Raw genomic sequence first — 19,583 nt, forward strand, 5'->3', positions numbered from 1 at the left:
TTTGCTGAACATAGAGAAATATGCCGCGATAGACATCGGTTCTAATGCAATACGATTATTAATCTCCACTGTTATTGAAAAAGAAGACCAGGTACAATTTAAAAAGACCTCCCTGGTGAGAGTACCCATTCGATTAGGTGCCGATGTATTCCTGAAAGATCGTATTTCAGAAAAGAATTATAAGCGCATGGTAGATGCAATGAATGCCTATCGTTTGCTTATGAAAACCCACAAAGTGAGCAGGTACAGGGCCTGTGCTACTTCGGCCATGCGTGAATCCAAAAATGGGGAAGAGATCGCGGCACTCATTAAAAAAGAGACGGGCATCAATATTCAGATCATCGATGGTAAGGACGAAGCATCCATCATCGCTACTACAGATTTAAGGGAATTGATCCAGGATGACAAAGTTTTCCTATATGTGGATGTGGGTGGAGGTAGCACGGAATTTACCGTATTTGCAAATGGTAAAGTGGTTACTTCCCGGTCCTTCAAGTTAGGAACCGTTCGTATTCTGAACGATATGGTTCGCGAATCTGTTTGGGACGAGGTAAAAGACTGGATCAAGAAAAACACCAGGAAATACGAAAAAGTAAGTTGTATCGGTTCCGGAGGAAATATTAACAGCATCTATAAACACAGTGAGAAAAAACTGGGGAAACCCCTAAGTTATTTCTACCTGGCCCGTTTCTACGATGAATTGAAATCCTATACTTACCACGAACGAATCTTTCAATTACAAATGAACCCGGACAGGGCCGATGTGATCATCCCGGCTACTCGTATCTATCTTTCTGCGATGAAATGGAGCAAATCAAAAAATATGTTTGTTCCCAAGATCGGACTGGCAGATGGTATTATTAAGAGTCTTTACAATGAAAAGGTAGCTCTTGGGATTGATGTCAATAATGGAATGAGTTAAATTTTGCGTGCGATGATTACACTTTGTTTTGTGCGAGAAATGTGCTGAGGCGCGAATATTTCAACTTTAAATCCATTCTCCTCGAATAAATTTAAAAAGAATTGTTTTTCAAAACGTACACGGTGTAATTTACCAACGGATTCACCAAGATAATTTTTTGGATTCTCTTCACAATCAGGAACTTTCTCCTCTACGAAAGCAGTAACATACAGAATCCCGTTTGCTTTTAACACAGCCTGAAACTCTTCAATATAAAATAATACATCATCGGTCAACATATGGGAAAAAACCGAATTGAGGAATACTAGATCGAAAGAATTTTTCTCAAAAGGAAGTTGTTGCAATGTTTCGACGCCTCTGTTATAACGGGCATTAAAAGCAGGAAGGTGAATAAACTTGATCTTTGTTCCATATTTGGTGATCCATTTATTGCACCATTTTATAGACTTGTAATGTGTATCCACACCAAAATATGAACCAAATTGTGTTCTCATCAATTTAAGACCATTGACCAACCTCCCTTGACCACAACCGAAATCCAGAATTGAAGAGGACTCGTAAAAATCAAAATACTCGGAAAGGTGATTTATTTGCTCTACCGCAGATTGCAGATAAACCTCGTTATCACTTAAACCTTGATTTTCCCTAAATGTTGGCAAATAAAACTCTTTATAAGTAATGGCCTTCATCTTTGGATCCCCTAGGAAGGTGATTTTCACTCTATTTATAATCCGTCTAAGGATTTTCCTCATAACAATTTTTATTACCCATGAACGGTTTCTTCTTTACCAAGGTCCTTCATTAATTCCGCTTCGTAGGTGAGTAGGTCCTGCCATTTTTTATCAACAACTTCTCGTTCTCCATATTGTCTTGCAAAGGAGAGGAACATGGTGTAGTGATTCGCTTCGCTGATCATTAACTTCCGGTAGAACTTCGCTAGTTTCTTATCTTCAAGCTCTTCGCTCAATAGTCGGAAACGTTCACAACTTCTGGCCTCGATCAATGCCGCATACAACAGCCTATGGACCAATTGATCGTTTCTGCTACCTCCCTTAGGGAAGAACTTCATGAGCTTGTTCACATAGGCATCTTTACGTTCACGTCCCAGGTGTAAACCTCGTTCGAGGAGTAGATCGTGTACCATTTTGAAGTGGCTCATTTCCTCCTGCGCAAGTAATGTCATTTCACTCACCAACTCACTGTATCCCGGGTAACCAATAATGAGTGAAATGGCTGTGGAAGCCGCTTTCTGCTCACAATAGGCGTGATCTGTTAGAATTTCTTCAATATTTTTCTCAACGATATTTACCCAACGCGGATCGGTAGGTAATTTGAGTCCGAGCATTTTCTTATTTAATTCTTTCATTTCCTCCATAACTCGATATTATAATTCAAGGTCGAATTCTCTGCGAAGATCTTCGATCGCCGGATTCTTTTCCCTGAGTTTTTCGAATTTTTCTCTAGCGGTATACGCGTAGCGTTTTGTTTCCGTTTCGTTTACTTCAATGGAAAGATCCACTTCGTAATTTTGCAATTTCTCCCTTAAAAAACCAAGGAGTTCGTATTTAGCCCTTTCCACTTCCACTTTTATAGTGTCGTTCGGAAAAACAAGATGGATAAGTGATCCTTCCAGTTTTGGTGTTCCCATGGTGAGATGGGAGAGGAGGTTGTATTTTCCTTCCTTTTCTACCTTACTTGAATAATCATCCCAGGCCGACTGCATTTCCGCTTCTGTAAATTCTGAAACAGGTAGATTTGCCTCATCCGGCTGCCTGGCTATTAATTCCTTTTTAAGTTGTTGTTTTCTCTGAATGCTTTTGAGCGACAAAGCCGATACTTTTTTGGCATTTCTTTCAGCGAGGATCTGAGGTCGTTCAATTATCTTTTCCTTGATTTGTGGTGCTGGATTCTCTGAAACAGTTTCTACTGGTAACTCCTCAACAGTTTCTTTTTCTTCTGAAATGGCTACTTCGTGAGTGTCTGGAACTTCAACTTTGTCCTCAGCCTGGGGCCTAACGGGTTTCTGTTCAGCAGCAATTCCTTTGAAGAAAGACGGGGGAATTACGTATCTGTTGTTGTCAGACTTTTTTTTTTCGTCCTTTTTGGTGAGGGAACCAAGTTGTAATAAACACAATTCCACCAGTAACCTGGGGTTTCGACTTGATTTATATTTCAGATCACAGTTATTAGCAAGCTCAATGGCCTCTACCAGGAACTTGGTATCGGCTTGCTGCGATTGCTTCAGGTACATGTTCTTTACCTGTTCACCTACTTCGAGCAATTCCACAGTTTCACTGTTCTTACATACAAGCAGGTCTCTGAAGTGAGACGCCAGCCCCATGATGAAGTGATGACCATCAAAACCTTTGGAAAGGATCTCATTAAATGCCACCAATAATTTGGGAATGTCATTTGCCAATAGTAGACCGGTGATGGAAAAGTAATAGGTGTAATCCAGCACATTGAGGTTTTCGGTTACTGCTTGCCGAGTGAGTTTATTTCCAGCAAAACTAACTACCCGATCAAAAATTGACAATGCATCACGCAGCGCACCGTCGGCTTTTTGAGCAATTATATGCAGCGCATCATCTTCGGCTTCTATGCCTTCAGCATTCGCAACCCTGGCAAGGTGCTGCTTGATATCCTTTACGGTGATTCTCCTGAAGTCGAAGATCTGGCAACGAGAAAGGATAGTTGGTATGATCTTGTGTTTTTCGGTAGTTGCAAGAATAAAGATGGCGTGTTTCGGAGGTTCTTCAAGCGTTTTCAAAAACGCGTTGAATGCCGCAGAGGATAACATATGTACCTCGTCAATTATATAGACCTTGTATTTTCCTACCTGGGGCGGTATGCGAACCTGGTCTATCAGGTTGCGTATATCATCTACGGAATTATTGGACGCAGCGTCAAGCTCGAAGATATTGAATGCAAAATCTTCATCTTCACGTTCATCTCCGTCCTGGTTGATCTTCTTTGCGAGTATCCTGGCGCAAGTGGTTTTACCAACGCCTCTGGGACCTGTGAATAAAAGGGCCTGAGCCAAATGATTGTTAGAGATAGCATTGTCAAGAGTACTTGTGATGGCACGTTGACCAACAACATCTTCAAACTGTGCAGGTCTGTATTTCCGGGCCGATACAATGAAATGCTCCATATCAAACAAATATAAAAAGCCATAGTCGCTTTTTAAACATTTGCCATGGCAATTTTGTGCTATTTATTAACATTAACGTAATTTTGCAGCGCAGGCCGCCTTATCGCTCTTTTTAAAAGGGAGGAAAGTCCGGACACCATAGGGAAGCATAGCGGCTAACAGCCGTCACCCAGTAGCTAGCGCTACTGGGGCGGACTAGTGCAACAGAAAGTATGTACAGGTAATGCTGTAGTGAAATCGGTAAACTCTATGCGGTGAAATACCACGTAAACTTGCATTTGAGGGTTCCCGCCCAACGCAAGAGGGTAGGTAGATAGAGCTAACTGGTAACAGTTGGTCCAGATAAATGATAAGGACCCTTTAGCAGTTGCTAGAGGGGACAGAATCCGGCTTACAGGCCTGCTTTATTTTTCTTCATTTTTTTCTGAAAAGAAACTAAATACAGATCCGCCGTATCTCCGCGATTCCTGATATCCTTTCAATGTTGAGAGATCCAGGTGCTTCGTATGTTCCAGGATAAGGATACCCTCTTCATGCAGTAATTCGTTATCCATGGTTAAACTCACCAGCTCTTCCATTTGTTCTTTACTGAAGTTATAGGGTGGGTCTGCAAAAACGATGCTGTACTTATTTGGATCTTTCGAAAGGTATTTGAACACGTCTGATTTCACCGTTCGAATCGGCATCTCAAGTTCATCGGCGGTTTTCTGAATGAATTTCACACATCCGAAATGTCCATCCACAGCACAAATACTTTCAGCTCCTCGAGAAGCAAATTCATAGCTGATGTTTCCGGTACCGGCAAAGAGGTCCAGCACTGTTACCTCATCAAGGTCATAACGATTGTTCAGTATATTGAATAGGGCCTCCTTAGCGAAATCGGTGGTCGGCCGAACAGGCAATTTTTTCGGGGCGATGATCCTTTTCCCTTTAAAGACTCCTGAAACAATCCGCATGTTTAAATCGATTTCAGTAATAACCGCTCATGCGGCAATGAATCTTCAATGAAGAGCCCTTCATCTGTCGTTTCCATGAAATCGATATTTCGAATATAAGTGTAGGCAATCTCATATAGCGAATCATGTTCCGAGACCATTCCGAGGAAAGTAACTTTTACGCTATCAGGATTCAGTTCCAGTTGTTCAAAACAGAAGAGCACATAATAGATGAAGTCTTCAGGTGTGGTGTAGGGATAAGCATTGCACAGTTGTAGTTCTCCGTTTTTCTGAATTACCATCTGGAAGCTCGCACGGTCTACATAGATGAATACTTCGGGAGATTCTGAAAATCGATTTGCCGAGGGAACCAGGTTCAGCATAACGGACGCCACATGAAAATATTCGAATCCACCAAAGGTATCGTAGAGGAAGTTATTCACATTCACATAGGGAACATACACCACATGCAGCCCGCGGTTCTGGACTTCATCCCATGCAATATAGTCGTTCACTAAGATCTTGGAATTGAATTTCAGATAGTCGCTTGCCTTAGATTCATCAAATAGAGTAGAGGGAACCAGGGCGTATTCGGGGTTGGAATAAATAACTTTTACAGATTCTACTGTTGCCACCTCGCCCAGATCATTTCGAACAAAGGATGCTATGTCCAACAACAGTTCTTCAGGCGTGCGTGCCTTGGTGTAGGTCTTTTCAGAAAAGTGCAGCACCTCAGTACGGATACTGTTAGTTACTAAAAAAGAAAGTCCGGTCAATGAAACTTGAACGGACAGTCTTTTATTTGGAATGTTTTGTATGCTATTGCTTGTCGTCTGTGTCATAAATCTTCGGCCAGTTTCCACTGGTGTCCACTTCATCCATGGATCCCACTTTAATGCTAGGACCATTTACACCATCCACAGATACTACCTGCTTTTCTTGAGCCAGTAGGTCTTTATCAAGATCTGATAGTATTACGTCTTTATCTACTTTTACTTCAAAAACTGAGTAAATAGTTCCGTTCTTATCTAATTTCCCTGCTTTCAACTGGAACTTCTCACTAACTCCTTCAACAGGAATATTCATCATTGACTTGTAGCGATCTGTCCCCTGGTAAATAGAGTCTCTAACAGGTGTAAATCTCAATGTATCGGTAATAACTTCTTCAACAAAATAACCTCCTTCAATAGGATCGAGACCGAAGGCCTTGTTCTTCTCCACATCAGGATAACTTGTATCCCTTCTTTGAACTACAGGGAATTGTGCGGTATCCAGGAAACGTACAAGACTGTCGAAATCACCAATGAAACCTCCCTGGATTTCCTGATAAGCCAATTGACCGGCCTTAATATCTTTTAAATTTTTGATAACCTTCGCATATCTGGCCTCCTTCACCTTGTTGAATTCGATAGGCCCCTGGATGGAATTATATAAGAGATATCCCAGATAGATAATAACAGCCCACAGAATTAGTGAAATTATTGGATTGAATTTCTTAGGCACGAATTTCTCAAGAAAAAGCACCAATCCAATACTGAGAATAATGCCTATTACAATGTATACAATCATAATTAATCAGATGAAGGTTATTATAGTTAATCAGGTCTATCGCAAATCTACAATTTTTTTTTGTTCACAAAAGTATAATCCGAAAAAATCATAGCTATCTTTAGCGCTTCAGATTGCCAACTACCTTATGGATGTTTCCGGTTTTTACAGCCTGCTAAAGAACGATTTCAAGTTTACCGCTACTCCCAAGCAGGATATCACTTTGCAGCTACTCTCACGCTATGCGCTTAGTGATGATAAAAACGAAGTTTTTTTGCTGAAAGGATATGCCGGAACGGGAAAGACGACCATCGTAGGAACGCTTGTAAAGAATTTATGGAAGGCGAAGATGTCGTCGGTACTATTAGCCCCTACAGGAAGAGCTGCTAAGGTGATCAGTAATTATTCAGGGAAGGAAGCCTTTACTATTCATAAAAAGATCTACTATCCGAAGAGCAACAAATCCGGAGGGATCTCCTTTACACTGCAACCCAATAAACACCGCAACGTCATTTTTATAGTAGACGAAGCTTCGATGATCCCGGACATCAATCAGGATTCTAAACTGTTTGAAAACGGATCGCTGTTGGACGACCTCATGCAATATGTCTATTCCGGGCACAATTGCAAACTTTTGCTTATTGGGGACACAGCACAGTTACCACCCGTAAAACTGGATGTGAGCCCTGCCCTTGACAAGCGAACGCTGGAAAATCACTACAACAAAAAAGTTACTGAGATCGAACTAGATGAAGTGGTACGACAGCAGGAGGGAAGTGGTATACTCGTGAACGCCACAAGGATCAGGAATATGATAGAGGAGGAAATATTCGATGAACTCAGACTATCCATTGCAAATTTCCCGGAGATCATCCGCCCTGAGGATGGCCAGGAAATCATGGATGCCATAAACGATTCGTACAGCGAATTAGGCAACCAGGAAACAGTGATCATTGTGCGTTCGAACAAAAGAGCAAACCTGTACAACCAAAGTATACGGAATAGAATCCTTTTTCAGGAAGAGGAACTATCGGCAGGAGACCACCTGATGGTGGTGAAGAACAATTATTTTTGGTTGAAGCCACATACGAAAGCAGGCTTTATTGCCAATGGTGATATCGTCCAGGTACTTGAGATCTTCGGATTTAAGGATCTATATGGGTTTCGATTTGCTGAAGTACAGGTTCAGATGGTGGATTATCCGAAGATGCCTCCATTTGAAACAGTACTCCTTCTGGACACACTTACTTCGGAATCGCCTTCGCTTACTTACGAAGAATCGAACAGATTATACCAGGAGGTGGTAAAAGATTACGCCGACTTAAAATCCAACTACAAACGCTTCCTTTCAGTAAAAAACAACAAATACTTCAACGCTCTGCAGGTGAAATTCTCTTACGCAATTACCTGTCACAAATCCCAGGGAGGACAATGGCATACGGTGTTTGTGGAACAACCATATCTGCCCGAAGGAGTGAACAAGGACTACCTGAGATGGTTGTACACTGCCATGACCAGAGCGAGTGAACGATTGTACCTTATTGGTTTCAAACAGGAATTTTTTGAAGATTTAGTGTAAACCTTTTTACATTATTTACATCTATTCGGTAGAAATGTACTGCGATAATGTAGAATTCTCTATTTTTGGGGCCAATTATAAAGATTTCTCAATTGAAAGTAATAGCAATGATACCCGCTCGATACGGGGCTTCCAGGTTTCCTGGAAAATTGATGCAGGATCTGGGAGGAAAACCCGTTATCGTTCGAACCTATGAAGCCGCTAAAGAAACTGGTCTTTTCGACGAAGTCTATGTGGTGACGGATAGCGAGATCATATACAATGAGATCGAATTGAACGGTGGAAATGCTATTATGAGCAAGAAGGAGCATGATAGTGGGAGTGATCGGATCGCAGAGGCTGCCGAAAATATGGATGTCGACATTGTAGTAAACGTCCAGGGTGATGAGCCTTTTACCAGTAAGAAAGGACTGGAGAAGGTCCTGAATGTGTTTCAGGGTCCTGATGCTGATAAGATCGATCTGGCATCTTTAATGACCGAGATTCACGATTGGAAAGAGATCAGTGATCCGAATTGTGTGAAAGTGATCGTCGATAAAGATAACTTTGCACTTTACTTTTCGAGATCTCCAATTCCATATCCCAGGGATAAGAACGCCGCGGTACAGTATTATAAACACAAGGGTATCTACGCGTTCCGTAAACAGGCACTCATGGATTTCAATCGATTACCGATGCGATCACTTGAAGCTGCCGAGAAGATCGAATGCTTACGATACCTTGAATATGGAAAAAACATTAAAATGGCTATAACCACTACCCAAGGAATTGAAATTGACACCCCGGAAGATCTGAAACGGGCAAATAAGTTTTTGAAGGAAGAGACTACCCAGGTAGTCAATAACAAATACCGAAACTTTCCAATGGTACCCAAGGTGGTCTTCGGACAAGGAAGCTTTGATCAATTATCTTCCATCCTTGCACCTCAGCGAAAAGATAAATCACCCTTTATATTCCTCGTAGATGATGTTTTTAAAGGAAACCACGAACTTGTGGATCGTATCAATCTTAGATACAATGACAAATTATTTTTCATCTCCGCAGATGAAGAACCGAAAACAAGTCAGGTAGACGAGATCGTAAAGCAGATCAAAGACGAATTTATCTACAAACCTTCTGGAATTATCGGAATCGGTGGGGGAACCATTCTCGACCTGGCGAAAGCCGTAGCCATTATGCTTAACAACAAGGGTAGTGCCTCCGATTACCAGGGTTGGGACCTTGTACCGAGCAAAGCCATTTACCACGTTGGTATTCCAACGATCTCAGGAACCGGTGCCGAAGTTTCTAGAACTACCGTACTAACCGGACCAGTGAAAAAACTTGGGATCAATAGCGATTTTACACCTTTCGACCAGGTTGTTCTTGATCCTGATCTAACAATAGGCGTTCCAAAGAACCAATGGTTTTATACCGGTATGGATTGTTTTATCCACTGTGTAGAATCACTAAATGGAACATTCCTGAATGCCTTCAGTCAGAGTTACGGGGAAAAAGCCTACGATCTCTGTAAGGAAATTTTCATGAACGGTGATCTTTCCGAAGAAGAATCGAGGGGAAAACTAATGATGGCCTCCTGGCACGGTGGTATGAGTATCGCATATTCCCAGGTTGGAGTTTGTCACGCCATGAGTTACGGACTTTCTTATGTTCTAGGGACTAAGCACGGTATTGGTAACTGTATAGTTTTCGATCAGTTGGAAGAATTCTACCCTAAAGATGTGGTTCTATTCAAACAGATGGTCATAGATCACAATATTGATATTCCAACCGGACTCTGTGCAAATCTTTCAGATGAAGAAATGAATACCATGATAGATATCGCCCTTAGCCTGGTTCCTTTATGGGAGAATGCCTTGGGAGACGAGTGGGAGTCGATTGCGACACGTGAGAAACTGAGATCCCTGTATTTGAAGATGTAGGATGAAACACACTTATTGATACTTTCCCGATTTATATTTAACAAGCTACTTGGCTGGAAGATCGATGGTGCCTTCGATCAGCAGATTAAGAAATCCGTGGTAATAGTGGTTCCTCATACCAGCTGGCATGATTTCTACGTAGGCGCATTCGCGAGGAAACTTCTCAAAACCGAAATAAACTTCATCGCTAAGAAAGAATTGTTCAAATGGCCGTTTGGCGCCTATTTCAAATGGATGGGTGGCGCACCACTGGATCGAACAGAAGGCCAGAATAAGGTAGAGAGTATCGCGGCTATCTTTTCAAAAAAAGATGAATTCAGGCTAGCACTCGCACCGGAAGGCACACGAAAGAAAGTGGAGCGCTGGAAAACCGGGTTCTATTATATAGCTATGGCAGCCAAAGTGCCAATTATAACCGTATCATTCGACTATAGTAAAAAAGTGGTGAGCATAGGTGAACCATTTTACCCAACCGGTGATATCGAGGCAGATTTAGTGAAGCTTCATAAATTCTATGCTGGAGTAGTAGGAAAGGTTCCGGAATATACATGATCGAACTTTCTCTGCAACCAAGAACTAAGAACCAAGAATCAAGAGCCTAGATGAAAGTCATTAACTACATTATTCTAATATCTAATATCTAGAATCTAGTTTTCTTCGGAAGAACTCTCATCCATGGTGTGATATACATTCTGTACATCATCATCCTCTTCGATCTTTTCTAGCAGTTTTTCAACATCTGCTGCTTCTTCTAAGGATAGTTTTTTGGTAACCTGCGGAATTCGCTCGAAACCGGAAGATAAGATCTCTATAGAACGCTCTTCGAGGTAAGACTGTATCGCCCCGTAACTTTCGAAAGGTGCATAGATCAATACGCCGTCTTCATCCTCGAAGATCTCTTCAACTCCAAAGTCGATGAGTTCCAGTTCAAGTTCCTCCATATCGATTCCTTTCGCATCTATTCTGAAATTACAAACATGATCGAACATAAAAACCACTGAGCCCGAAGTACCCAGGCTTCCGTCGCATTTGTTGAAGTAGGAACGAACATTAGCCACTGTTCTTGTATTGTTGTCGGTTGCGGTTTCAATTAGAATAGCAATTCCATGAGGAGCGTAACCTTCAAAAACCACTTCTTTAAAATCACCCTGACTCTTATCGGATGCTCTTTTTATTGCCCTTTCAATGTTGTCCTTAGGCATGTTAACTGCCTTCGCATTTTGAATAACGGCGCGTAGTCGGGCGTTAGAATCAGGATCAGCCCCGCCATCTTTAACGGCGATTACAATGTCTTTGCCTATGCGAGTAAAAGCTTTGGACATAGCTGCCCAGCGCTTCATCTTACGTGCTTTCCTGAATTCAAACGCTCTTCCCATAAATTTTTCGGTTTTTAATGATAGCGACAAATTTATAAAATCTCCTAGTCCTTTGGAATGTGTTTGGACAAAAACCGTTCGTAGGCAGATTTCAATCCTCCAACAACCTCCTGTCTTTTCTTATTTAACTGGGTATTTGTCCTGTTGTATTCGTCCACGGCTTTGTTTATCAGAGGAACTTTTTCGTTGTACGCATCGATCTGTGCCTTTGTTTGTTTCTTCTTTGGAGTATTCTCTAACTGGTTTCTTATGGTCTCAAATTCTTCGTTCAGAATAAGAAAGTCAATCAACTTTGGCACCTGCTTCTCAGCCTCGTCCACGTAGAATTCAAACGCCTTCTTCGTCGAATTTACCAGCATTTGGTCTTTGTTATACACTGATACCGTATCAAGAATGGCTAAACCTTCGGTAGCACTATCCAAAAGGGCACTGGAGCTCTGCTCGATGGCGCCAATATCATTTTTCTCAATCGCATCGTACAGATACACCTCGTTCATATTCACTTTGAAGAAGATGAGATATAGCTCATTGTAATGATCAAAAACATCGCTTGAGATCTGCATTTTCTTACTGAGATCGGATTCACTTTCAATGATATTGATGTCGTGTTTCCTGGCATAGGCGTAGTAGTGCATCTCGTATTCCTGTTGTGCTTTGGTCATCTTTTCATCCGCCAGTTCCCGAGCAAGCATATAAGCTTCCATGAGGTCGTAGGATTGTTCCGCCACTTCTTTCATATCGATGATCTTGGCATAATCCTGCTGTAAAAGGTTCTTGTTCAACTCGAGGTTTTTCAACACATTTTGCTTGAATTCATCTCCTTCGTAGGCCTCGGCCTTCTCTATCTTCATTTGTGCTCTTTCAATCGACTTGATCAGGGTATTTCGCTTGTTGTCTACGGCTCGATCACTTCTACTATGGGCAATCGCCTTAGTGTATTTCCAGGTATTTCGTGTAATGATCTCCTGTTCATCCGATACAAACTCCAGGTATTTCAAAGGATTACTGAATTTCTGAGCGTTGGCAGTTAAAGACGTGAATAAAAGTAAGAATAGTAGTAATCGAAATCGTGATTTCATAAACTAGTTCATTTTTCGAATGTCTGAAATGATATGATAGGCTTCTTCAATAAAAATATCATTTCCTATATCATCCATCGAAAAAGTATTTAATTGTTGACGGTCTTCGTCATTCTTGAGTATTTCTTCGGTAGACATTGTATTCTTAACGGTTAATATACCTTTTCGATCATCGAAATAATCCATGAAATCCTTCCACAAATCATTATAGCCGTTGATATCGTAAAATACATTCTTAAGCGTAAGGGAATAAGAAGTATCCCTTTTAATATACCCTTTTAGTAACTTTTCGTTAAGGGTCTTGATCTTTCTGAATCCCTCATCCTGTTTCATTCGGAATTCACTCTTTTCTCTCAATTCTTTAATAGCTATCTTTTTACCCGGCTTGTGTTTTACAGAGATGGCGATGCTGTCGTTTGGCAATGCAAAATCCAAATATTCTTCATTGATTTCAAGCCCATTGTACATGCTTGGGAATTCTATGTCGGGAATCACACCCTTGGATTGATTGCTCTTTCCGGTTACCCTGTAAAATAAATCTGTTGTCAATTTACAGAATCCGAGTTCCGTTCTGATTTCATCTAGCGCTACTATGGTTTGCATACTTGATTTTCCATAGGTTGGTGTTCCAACAATTATGGCTCGGTTGTAATCCTGCATCAAACTTGAAAAGAACTCTGAAGCCGAAGCGCTATAGCTGTTCACAATAATCACAACCGGTTTGTTGAATACGGTGCCACGATTCGCATCACGTACTGTAAAGGTCTCTCCGTTTCGGTATTTCAAAATGGAAACAGGACCGCGATCGATAAACATACCACATAGATCTGTTGCTTCCTTCATACTGCCGCCGCCATTGAATCGAAGATCGATAATAAGACCTTCTATCTTTTCTTTTTTCAGCTTGTAGATCTCCTTTGCCACATCGTTGGCAACGCCCATACCATGAGGCGATTCAAAATTTGTGTAAAAACTGGATAAGCTGATATATCCCACCGAAAACTCCTTGCTCATCACATAACCACGAGTGAGATTTTCAACAGGCTTATCGGCTTTTTTAGAAAGCGTAACCGACTTGATACTACCGTCCTTCTTCTTCACCCTGAAGGCTACTTTGTGGTGATTGGTGTCCGAGAGAAATGCAACGATCTCCTCATTAGAAATACAATTTGTATCCACTAGAGCCGTACCGGATGTTAAGGAACGGATCACGTCTCCCTCTTCCAGGCTGCCTTCAAACTGGGCGGCACCTCCAGGCGTGATGTAGGCGATAACGATCTCGCCATCTTCATTTTTATCTGTGTAAAGTCCGAAAGACATGGTTGTGGTCGAAACCGAGTCTTCAAACATCGACTTGTCCGCGTTATTGAAAAAGGTCGAATTTGGATCGTGATAGTTTGTAAAAGCGTTCAGGAAAGTTTCGGTGACAAAGCGTTCCAGACCTCTTTCCGTATTGTGAATTTCATCCAGCTGACATTGTAACTTTTCAAAAATAATTGGTCGGGCCTCTTTTTCAAGCTGCTCAAAGTTTGCTTCCAGCTCGGAAAGATCATCGCCGTCTTCGCTTAGTTTTGATAAGATCTCAAAGCGAATACGCTTGGACCAGTATCGATCCCTGGCAGCTTCGTCATCAAAATAACCCGATTCCTTGCTACGATAGTACTTAAGCGTATCCTTCCCCTTATAATTGAATTCGGCATTCCTGTAGGAATCTATCAACTGTTTGGTCTCTCCCAGGCGATTCCGAAGTGTTTTAATGTATTTGTCTATGAATTCACAATTGTTGTTGCGAATGTAATCATCCAGTAGGAGGGAGTCCTTCCTAAAGACAGCAAGATCCTTATCTGTAAATAACACCTTCTCTTCGTCCAGGCGTTTGATAAAAAGTTTATATACCCCACCGCTTAACGTATCGTTTAGAGCTTTAGGACTATAATGGTAGTTATTAATTAATAAATTAAGTGATTCCAATTGCTCACATAAAAGCCGATTGGATTGTCCAATCGAAGACAGGAAACAAAACAACAGGAATATGAGGCAGATTTTCTTGATCATCGGCAACTTTGAAACGATAAAAAATACAACTTTTTAGCTAAGTAAGCCGTCTATCCTGGATGCCAGTTCAAAGTCCTTTTCAGTAACACCACCGGCGTCATGAGTGGACAATGAAATATGTAGTTTGTTATAGACATTGCTCCAATCCGGATGATGATCAAGGTCCTCGGCTTCAAAGGCGATACGAGTCATGGACGTAAAGGCTTCTTTAAAATTTTCAAATTCGAAAGCCGTGTGGATAGCATTATCTGAGTATTCCCATCCCTCAAATTGTTCTAAACGTTTCTGAATCTCTGTTTCTAAAAGTGCTTTCATGGCAAGTCTTTTAATGATATGATTTCATCATGTAAGGTACTGCTTTCTACGATATCTCCAATGGTTATATCATAGCCTTCGGGCAATTTATTTTCCTTTGGAAGTATGGCCTGGTATTCATCTTCGTTCGAACTGAACACACTCTTAAAAATTGGCATTGAATCCCCCAATTTGGAAGCGATCTCTCTGAAGAGTTCCTCATGGTGAACCATGTCCGAACTTGCCAGATGGTAAATATTGATAAGGTCCTGGTTGATGATGTAATGCACCTGTTGAGCGATCTTCTCGCTGGTCGTTGAACTTACAATTCGGTTTGGGTAGACTTCGAAGGCCGCCTGGTGCTTTATCGCCTGTCTAAGCTGAGTGATGATGGGCGAATTAATTCCCAGCACCATGGGTAATCGCAATATTGCCGACTGATAAGGTAATGATTCCAGTAACAGTTTTTCTATGGCCAATTTTTCCTTACCATGAAGCGTTTCTGAAAGCGGTTTGTCGAATTCATAGGAAGGGAAACGCATTTGCGCACTGAAAACTTCAGAAGAAGATAAATATAAGATCCTCGTTTCAGGCAACAATTCACAGTAGCGGATCAGGTCGCGATGAACTGCGATACTTGGTTCCAATTCAGAAGAAAATGCAGAAATAATATATCGCGGCTGTAGCTTTTCGAGTAGGGGAAGAATCCTATCCGATTCCGCATCAAATCGCTCAAATACCTGGTTGTTCTTGTACAGACCGTCCTGGGAACAATAGGTTCCGTAAACATCGAAGTAGGAATCCAGTTCCCTGTAGAGAGCGTTCCCTATAAAGCCACTGGCGCCTAATATGAGTATTCTGTTATGGATCAACCCTTATAAAATGGAAGTTTAACTACGGTGGCAGCTACCACCTTCTTTCTTATCTGGATCCCAATTTCAGTACCAGACCGGCTCAGTTCCTTAGGGACGTAACCCAGGCCAATACCTTTGCCCAACGATGGTGACATTGTACCGCTGGTCACATTTCCAACTGCATTTCCTTCAGCATCAACAATGTCGTATCCCTGCCTAGGAATTCCACGCTCCGTAAGTTCGAATCCAACCAGTTTTCTTTTTACGCCTTCTTCTTTTTGCTTCTGAAGTGCTTCTGAATTTGTGAATTCCTTAGTGAATTTGGTGATCCATCCGAGTCCGGCTTCCAGGGGAGAGGTAGTATCATCAATATCATTTCCGTACAGGCAATACCCCATTTCCAGTCGGAGTGTATCGCGGGCTGCAAGTCCTACCGGTTTTATTCCGAAGTCGGCACCGGCTTCAAATACCTTGTTCCAGATCTGTTCCACTTCACTGTTCTTGCAATAGATCTCAAATCCTCCACTACCCGTGTAGCCTGTGGCGCTAATGATCACATGTTCGATCCCGGCAAAATCGGCCACCTCAAATGTGTAGAACTTGATCTCGCTTAGATCTACTGAAGTAAGACTCTGCATAGCCTCAACCGCTTTGGGACCCTGGATGGCGAGCAGTGAAAAATCTTCCGAAAGGTTCCTCATTTCAGCACCCATGTTGTTCTTACCACTAATCCAGTTCCAGTCCTTATCGATATTGGAAGCATTAACTACCAACAACCATTTCTCTTCATTCAGCCGATAGATGATAAGGTCGTCTATAATGCCTCCGGTATCGTTGGGAATGCAACTATACTGGGCTTGCCCATCTACCAGTTTAGATGCGTCGTTACTGCAAACTTTCTGAATCAAATCTAGTGCGTGAGGTCCTGTGATGAGGAATTCCCCCATATGTGAAACATCGAATACACCAACAGTTTTTCGAACCGTCTCGTGCTCTGCATTCACACCTTCATAAGAAACGGGCATATTATACCCTGCAAAAGGAACCATTTTCGCCCCGAGGGCCTCATGTACGTGGCTTAGCGCTGTATTTTTCATCGGATGAAATAATTTTTTGGCAAATGTATTATAAACTATAGTAGTGAACGAAGGAATTGCTTGATTGTTTTCAACAAGGATGGTAACTTGCGGGAAAGATTTCCTCTTATGAAAATATTCTCTGCTGAACAACTTCATGAAGCCGATAAGGTCACTACCGAAAAACACGACATTACACCGCTGGATCTTATGGAGCGTGCCGGTACGCAGATCTTTAATTGGTTGCACCAGCGAATGCAGGGAGCGCAGGTTCCGGTCCATATCTTCTGCGGAATAGGAAATAATGGAGGAGATGGTTTAGTAGTAGGAAGATTGCTTATCGAACACGGGTATAAGGTGAATATCTATGTAGCAAATTTCACCGATAAACGTTCCAAGTGTTTTCTTATCAACTACGACCGTGTAAAAGAGGTTACTAAAAACTGGCCTGATTTGATGACTTCAGAAGCGGATTTCCCAGAGATTCACCCCGATGATGTTATCATAGATGCTATCTTCGGAATCGGACTGAATCGAGCTCCTGAAGGCTGGGTGAAGTCGCTTATCCAGTATTTGAACCAACAAAAAGCATTTAAACTCGCCATTGATATTCCCAGCGGACTTCACGCGAATATGCCTGTAGCGGACAAAGAAGCCGTGGTCATGGCAAATCATACCCTGACATTCCAGGCGCCAAAAATGGCCTTTTTTCTTCCTGACTCTGGTGAATTTGTTCCCTATCACGAAGTGATCGATATCGGTTTAGACCCAGAATTTCTATTCGCTACGGAACCATTGGCACAGCTGATATTTCAAAACGATGCACGTCAGCTTTATAAGCAGCGACATAAATATTCACACAAAGGAAATTACGGACATGTACTGGTAGTGGGAGGTAGTTATGGAAAAATTGGAGCGGTCGTTCTTGCGGGAAGAGCTGCCTATCGCACTGGGGCGGGCCTGGTTACTTCTTTTATTCCGAAATGCGGCTATGAAATCGTTCAAACAGCATTACCCGAAGCGATGACGGTTACGGATGCTTTCGATCATCTTATTTCTGAAATAGACGACGTGCCGGAAGTGGAAGCCGTTGCAATTGGAATGGGAATAGGGACCGATGAGCGAACGATCGCTGCTTTGAAAAAGTACTTTTCAGAAACAAAATCACACCTGGTAATAGATGCGGATGCTATCAACTGTATAGCGTTGGATGAATCCTTGAAGGAACTAATTCCGAAGCATTCCGTACTCACGCCTCACCCCGGTGAACTGAAACGATTAGTAGGAGAGTGGACGGATGATTACGATAAACTGGAGCGAACCAGGAAATTTGCATCGGATCATGAATGTATCGTATTGATCAAAGGCGCGAATTCTATAACAGTATTTGAAAACAAACTCTATATCAATACCACTGGTAATCCGGGAATGGCAACAGGCGGATCAGGTGATGTGCTCACGGGTATGATCGCAGCATTACTCGCCCAGGGATACGACCCCTTATTAGCCACGGTATTTGCAACCTATCTTCATGGAATGGCCGGGAATATAGTTTCACAGGCGAATAGTTTTGAAGCTGTGATGGCGGGCGATCTCGCAGATAACATCGGCAAAGCCTTCCTTTCTTTATTTCAGCAGGAGAGTCCACCACAAGTTGAAGAAGAGGAGGCATAAAAAAAGAGGGGCGAACCCCTCTTGAAATCTTTAATTAATCATTGATTTAAATAAGTGATTCGAGCATCTCCTTTAGTCTAGGATTCGAGGGTCTTGGTGCGTTGGGATCTACAACTTTACCATCCGGATCGATAAGGATGAACCTGGGAATTCCATTGATTTTATACGCTTTTATAAAATCCGATTCCCATCCCTCAGGCGCATAGATCTGGATTCCTGTTAACTCTTTCTCCTCTACGAACTTCTTCCAGGCCTTATGTGCGTTTTCCCATGATCCTTTATGCCGCTTATCATCGTCTATGGACATACTCACAAATGCAATGTTCTTGTCGTGATATTCAGCTTCCAATTCCTTTAGGTGAGGAATCTCCACTTTACAAGGTCCGCACCAGGTAGCCCAGACATCAACGTAGACATATTTTCCTTTCAGGTCGCCAAGTGAAGTAGCACCACCATTGAAATTTTCATAGCCCTCAAAGGAAGGTGAAGGGGAGCCTTTTGGGAATTCTTCCCTTAGCTTTGCGATACCGCCGTAGTATCTTTGATAGGACTGAATAGTAGCGTCCAATCGGTCATGACTACTATTTGTGATCATAGTATCTATCCCTTCCGCTTTGTTTATGAATTCGGTTATCTTGTCTTTGGCATCGCGTAGTGCTACTCCCAGTTCGGCAGAAGTAAGAATATCATAATCTCCATCTAAGGTTTGCTCCATGAAAAGGCTCTCCTTAGCGAGAAAGTTGTTATTCTCGGCTCCTGAACCGGTATAAACAATGGTTTCATCGAACATTTCAGTGTCCAGCGTCATATTGAGATCGTAACCATTCTCAAGAAATAATGTAGTACCCTCATTCCCATCGTAGAAAGAATATTTACCTTTTTCAACTTTTAACGTATCACTGAAGGTTCCGTCTTCGTTCACTTTAATTGTCTTGGAATACGTCTTATTATAAACTCGGATTTCATCACTATTCGGATTGGTAATTTTACCCGTCAATACAACATGGTCTTTGGGTGTTTCTTCCTGGCAGGATACGAGTAACACAGCACATAGAAGCATAATCAATTGTTTCATATCTCATTTTTTAAGTTGAGCTAAAATACGTGTTTAATTT

Annotated in this window: 18 protein-coding genes and 1 other RNA gene; 6 read left to right on the forward strand and 13 right to left on the reverse strand. The window is 41.9% G+C overall.

Translation table 11 applies throughout. The annotated features are described in order from the left end of the window. The first annotated feature begins 1 nt into the window (after position 1). Complete coding sequence (locus J1N09_RS13175; protein ID WP_265200700.1) at positions 2-922, forward strand: Ppx/GppA phosphatase family protein; 921 nt, start codon at positions 2-4, stop codon at positions 920-922. Here the strand turns inward: J1N09_RS13175 and J1N09_RS13180 are convergent. From J1N09_RS13180 to J1N09_RS13190, 3 genes are all read right to left on the reverse strand, one after another. Further along, on the reverse strand, positions 919-1,611 hold the full coding sequence (locus J1N09_RS13180; RefSeq protein WP_265200701.1) for a class I SAM-dependent methyltransferase: 693 nt from the start codon (positions 1,609-1,611) through the stop codon (positions 919-921). The two genes, J1N09_RS13175 and J1N09_RS13180, sit on opposite strands and share 4 nt — an antisense overlap. 74 nt (positions 1,612-1,685) lie before the next feature. Further along, positions 1,686-2,267: a tRNA-(ms[2]io[6]A)-hydroxylase gene (locus J1N09_RS13185; RefSeq protein ID WP_265200731.1), complete on the reverse strand. Its 582-nt coding sequence runs from the start codon at positions 2,265-2,267 to the stop codon at positions 1,686-1,688. 39 nt (positions 2,268-2,306) lie between these two features. Beyond that, a complete protein-coding gene (locus J1N09_RS13190) occupies positions 2,307-4,076 on the reverse strand; it encodes a DNA polymerase III subunit gamma/tau (protein ID WP_265200702.1) in 1,770 nt (589 codons plus the stop codon). Between the two features lie 87 nt (positions 4,077-4,163). Here J1N09_RS13190 and rnpB point away from each other — a divergent pair. Then, positions 4,164-4,486: RNase P RNA component class A (gene rnpB / locus J1N09_RS13195), an RNA gene on the forward strand. Here the strand turns inward: rnpB and J1N09_RS13200 are convergent. Genes J1N09_RS13200 through J1N09_RS13210 form a run of 3 tightly spaced genes read right to left on the reverse strand, consistent with a single transcriptional unit; the run spans position 4,481 to position 6,580 of the window. Continuing rightward, positions 4,481-5,032 carry an RsmD family RNA methyltransferase gene (locus tag J1N09_RS13200; protein WP_265200703.1) on the reverse strand — a complete coding sequence of 184 codons (552 nt, stop codon included), beginning with the start codon at positions 5,030-5,032 and terminating at the stop codon, positions 4,481-4,483. The two genes, rnpB and J1N09_RS13200, sit on opposite strands and share 6 nt — an antisense overlap. A gap of 2 nt (positions 5,033-5,034) precedes the next feature. Continuing rightward, a complete protein-coding gene (locus tag J1N09_RS13205) occupies positions 5,035-5,853 on the reverse strand; it encodes a DUF3822 family protein (RefSeq protein ID WP_265200704.1) in 819 nt (272 codons plus the stop codon). Next, positions 5,831-6,580 carry a hypothetical protein gene (locus J1N09_RS13210; protein WP_265200705.1) on the reverse strand — a complete coding sequence of 250 codons (750 nt, stop codon included), beginning with the start codon at positions 6,578-6,580 and terminating at the stop codon, positions 5,831-5,833. The genes J1N09_RS13205 and J1N09_RS13210 overlap by 23 nt, the downstream gene beginning before the upstream one ends. A 127-nt stretch (positions 6,581-6,707) precedes the next feature. Here J1N09_RS13210 and J1N09_RS13215 point away from each other — a divergent pair, with 127 nt between their 5' ends. The 3 genes from J1N09_RS13215 (at position 6,708) to J1N09_RS13230 (ending at position 10,612) form a co-directional block, all read left to right on the forward strand. After that, positions 6,708-8,138 (forward strand): ATP-dependent DNA helicase, encoded by a 1,431-nt coding sequence (locus J1N09_RS13215; protein ID WP_265200706.1) that lies wholly within the window; start codon positions 6,708-6,710, stop codon positions 8,136-8,138. A 107-nt stretch (positions 8,139-8,245) separates the two neighbouring features. Next, entirely contained in the window at positions 8,246-10,060 is a 1,815-nt protein-coding gene (kdsB, locus tag J1N09_RS15550) for a 3-deoxy-manno-octulosonate cytidylyltransferase (protein ID WP_414826852.1), read from the forward strand. 15 nt (positions 10,061-10,075) lie between these two features. Then, positions 10,076-10,612: a 1-acyl-sn-glycerol-3-phosphate acyltransferase gene (locus J1N09_RS13230; protein ID WP_265200707.1), complete on the forward strand. Its 537-nt coding sequence runs from the start codon at positions 10,076-10,078 to the stop codon at positions 10,610-10,612. A gap of 95 nt (positions 10,613-10,707) precedes the next feature. On the opposite strand, the gene J1N09_RS13235 is transcribed toward J1N09_RS13230, so the two are convergent. The 6 genes from J1N09_RS13235 to gcvT are packed head-to-tail and all read right to left on the reverse strand — an operon-like array spanning position 10,708 to position 16,815. Beyond that, on the reverse strand, positions 10,708-11,436 hold the full coding sequence (locus J1N09_RS13235) for a YebC/PmpR family DNA-binding transcriptional regulator (RefSeq protein ID WP_265200708.1): 729 nt from the start codon (positions 11,434-11,436) through the stop codon (positions 10,708-10,710). A 44-nt stretch (positions 11,437-11,480) separates the two neighbouring features. Then, entirely contained in the window at positions 11,481-12,515 is a 1,035-nt protein-coding gene (locus J1N09_RS13240) for a hypothetical protein (RefSeq protein WP_265200709.1), read from the reverse strand. 3 nt (positions 12,516-12,518) lie between these two features. After that, positions 12,519-14,570, reverse strand: a complete 2,052-nt coding sequence (locus J1N09_RS13245; RefSeq protein ID WP_265200710.1) for a carboxy terminal-processing peptidase — start codon at positions 14,568-14,570, stop codon at positions 12,519-12,521. A gap of 33 nt (positions 14,571-14,603) precedes the next feature. Further along, on the reverse strand, positions 14,604-14,885 hold the full coding sequence (locus J1N09_RS13250; protein ID WP_265200711.1) for a 4a-hydroxytetrahydrobiopterin dehydratase: 282 nt from the start codon (positions 14,883-14,885) through the stop codon (positions 14,604-14,606). Beyond that, entirely contained in the window at positions 14,882-15,736 is an 855-nt protein-coding gene (locus J1N09_RS13255; protein ID WP_265200712.1) for a sugar nucleotide-binding protein, read from the reverse strand. The genes J1N09_RS13250 and J1N09_RS13255 overlap by 4 nt, the downstream gene beginning before the upstream one ends. Further along, a complete protein-coding gene (gene gcvT, locus J1N09_RS13260; protein ID WP_265200713.1) occupies positions 15,733-16,815 on the reverse strand; it encodes a glycine cleavage system aminomethyltransferase GcvT in 1,083 nt (360 codons plus the stop codon). The genes J1N09_RS13255 and gcvT overlap by 4 nt, the downstream gene beginning before the upstream one ends. A gap of 108 nt (positions 16,816-16,923) precedes the next feature. On the opposite strand from gcvT, the gene J1N09_RS13265 reads away from it, so the two are divergent. Beyond that, positions 16,924-18,468 (forward strand): NAD(P)H-hydrate dehydratase, encoded by a 1,545-nt coding sequence (locus J1N09_RS13265; RefSeq protein ID WP_265200714.1) that lies wholly within the window; start codon positions 16,924-16,926, stop codon positions 18,466-18,468. 46 nt (positions 18,469-18,514) lie between these two features. Here the strand turns inward: J1N09_RS13265 and J1N09_RS13270 are convergent, their stop codons facing one another. After that, complete coding sequence (locus J1N09_RS13270) at positions 18,515-19,543, reverse strand: TlpA disulfide reductase family protein (RefSeq protein WP_265200715.1); 1,029 nt, start codon at positions 19,541-19,543, stop codon at positions 18,515-18,517. Between the last annotated feature and the right edge of the window lie 40 nt (positions 19,544-19,583).

The sequence above is a fragment of the Aureitalea sp. L0-47 genome, assembly GCF_026126405.1.
Taxonomy (GTDB): Bacteria; Bacteroidota; Bacteroidia; order Flavobacteriales; family Flavobacteriaceae; genus Pukyongia.

Excerpts from the sequence above, each read along its gene's own strand:
- J1N09_RS13235 (WP_265200708.1), bottom strand. The coding sequence starts at position 11,436 with ATGGGAAGAGCGTTTGAATTCAGGAAAGCACGTAAGATGAAGCGCTGG.
- J1N09_RS13210 (WP_265200705.1), bottom strand. The coding sequence starts at position 6,580 with ATGATTGTATACATTGTAATAGGCATTATTCTCAGTATTGGATTGGTG.
- kdsB (WP_414826852.1), top strand. The coding sequence starts at position 8,246 with ATGATACCCGCTCGATACGGGGCTTCCAGGTTTCCTGGAAAATTGATG.
- J1N09_RS13240 (WP_265200709.1), bottom strand. The coding sequence starts at position 12,515 with ATGAAATCACGATTTCGATTACTACTATTCTTACTTTTATTCACGTCT.
- J1N09_RS13205 (WP_265200704.1), bottom strand. The coding sequence starts at position 5,853 with ATGACACAGACGACAAGCAATAGCATACAAAACATTCCAAATAAAAGA.
- J1N09_RS13265 (WP_265200714.1), top strand. The coding sequence starts at position 16,924 with ATGAAAATATTCTCTGCTGAACAACTTCATGAAGCCGATAAGGTCACT.
- J1N09_RS13190 (WP_265200702.1), bottom strand. The coding sequence starts at position 4,076 with ATGGAGCATTTCATTGTATCGGCCCGGAAATACAGACCTGCACAGTTT.
- J1N09_RS13200 (WP_265200703.1), bottom strand. The coding sequence starts at position 5,032 with ATGCGGATTGTTTCAGGAGTCTTTAAAGGGAAAAGGATCATCGCCCCG.
- J1N09_RS13270 (WP_265200715.1), bottom strand. The coding sequence starts at position 19,543 with ATGAAACAATTGATTATGCTTCTATGTGCTGTGTTACTCGTATCCTGC.
- J1N09_RS13250 (WP_265200711.1), bottom strand. The coding sequence starts at position 14,885 with ATGAAAGCACTTTTAGAAACAGAGATTCAGAAACGTTTAGAACAATTT.
- J1N09_RS13180 (WP_265200701.1), bottom strand. The coding sequence starts at position 1,611 with ATGAAGGCCATTACTTATAAAGAGTTTTATTTGCCAACATTTAGGGAA.
- J1N09_RS13245 (WP_265200710.1), bottom strand. The coding sequence starts at position 14,570 with ATGATCAAGAAAATCTGCCTCATATTCCTGTTGTTTTGTTTCCTGTCT.
- J1N09_RS13215 (WP_265200706.1), top strand. The coding sequence starts at position 6,708 with ATGGATGTTTCCGGTTTTTACAGCCTGCTAAAGAACGATTTCAAGTTT.
- gcvT (WP_265200713.1), bottom strand. The coding sequence starts at position 16,815 with ATGAAAAATACAGCGCTAAGCCACGTACATGAGGCCCTCGGGGCGAAA.
- J1N09_RS13185 (WP_265200731.1), bottom strand. The coding sequence starts at position 2,267 with ATGCTCGGACTCAAATTACCTACCGATCCGCGTTGGGTAAATATCGTT.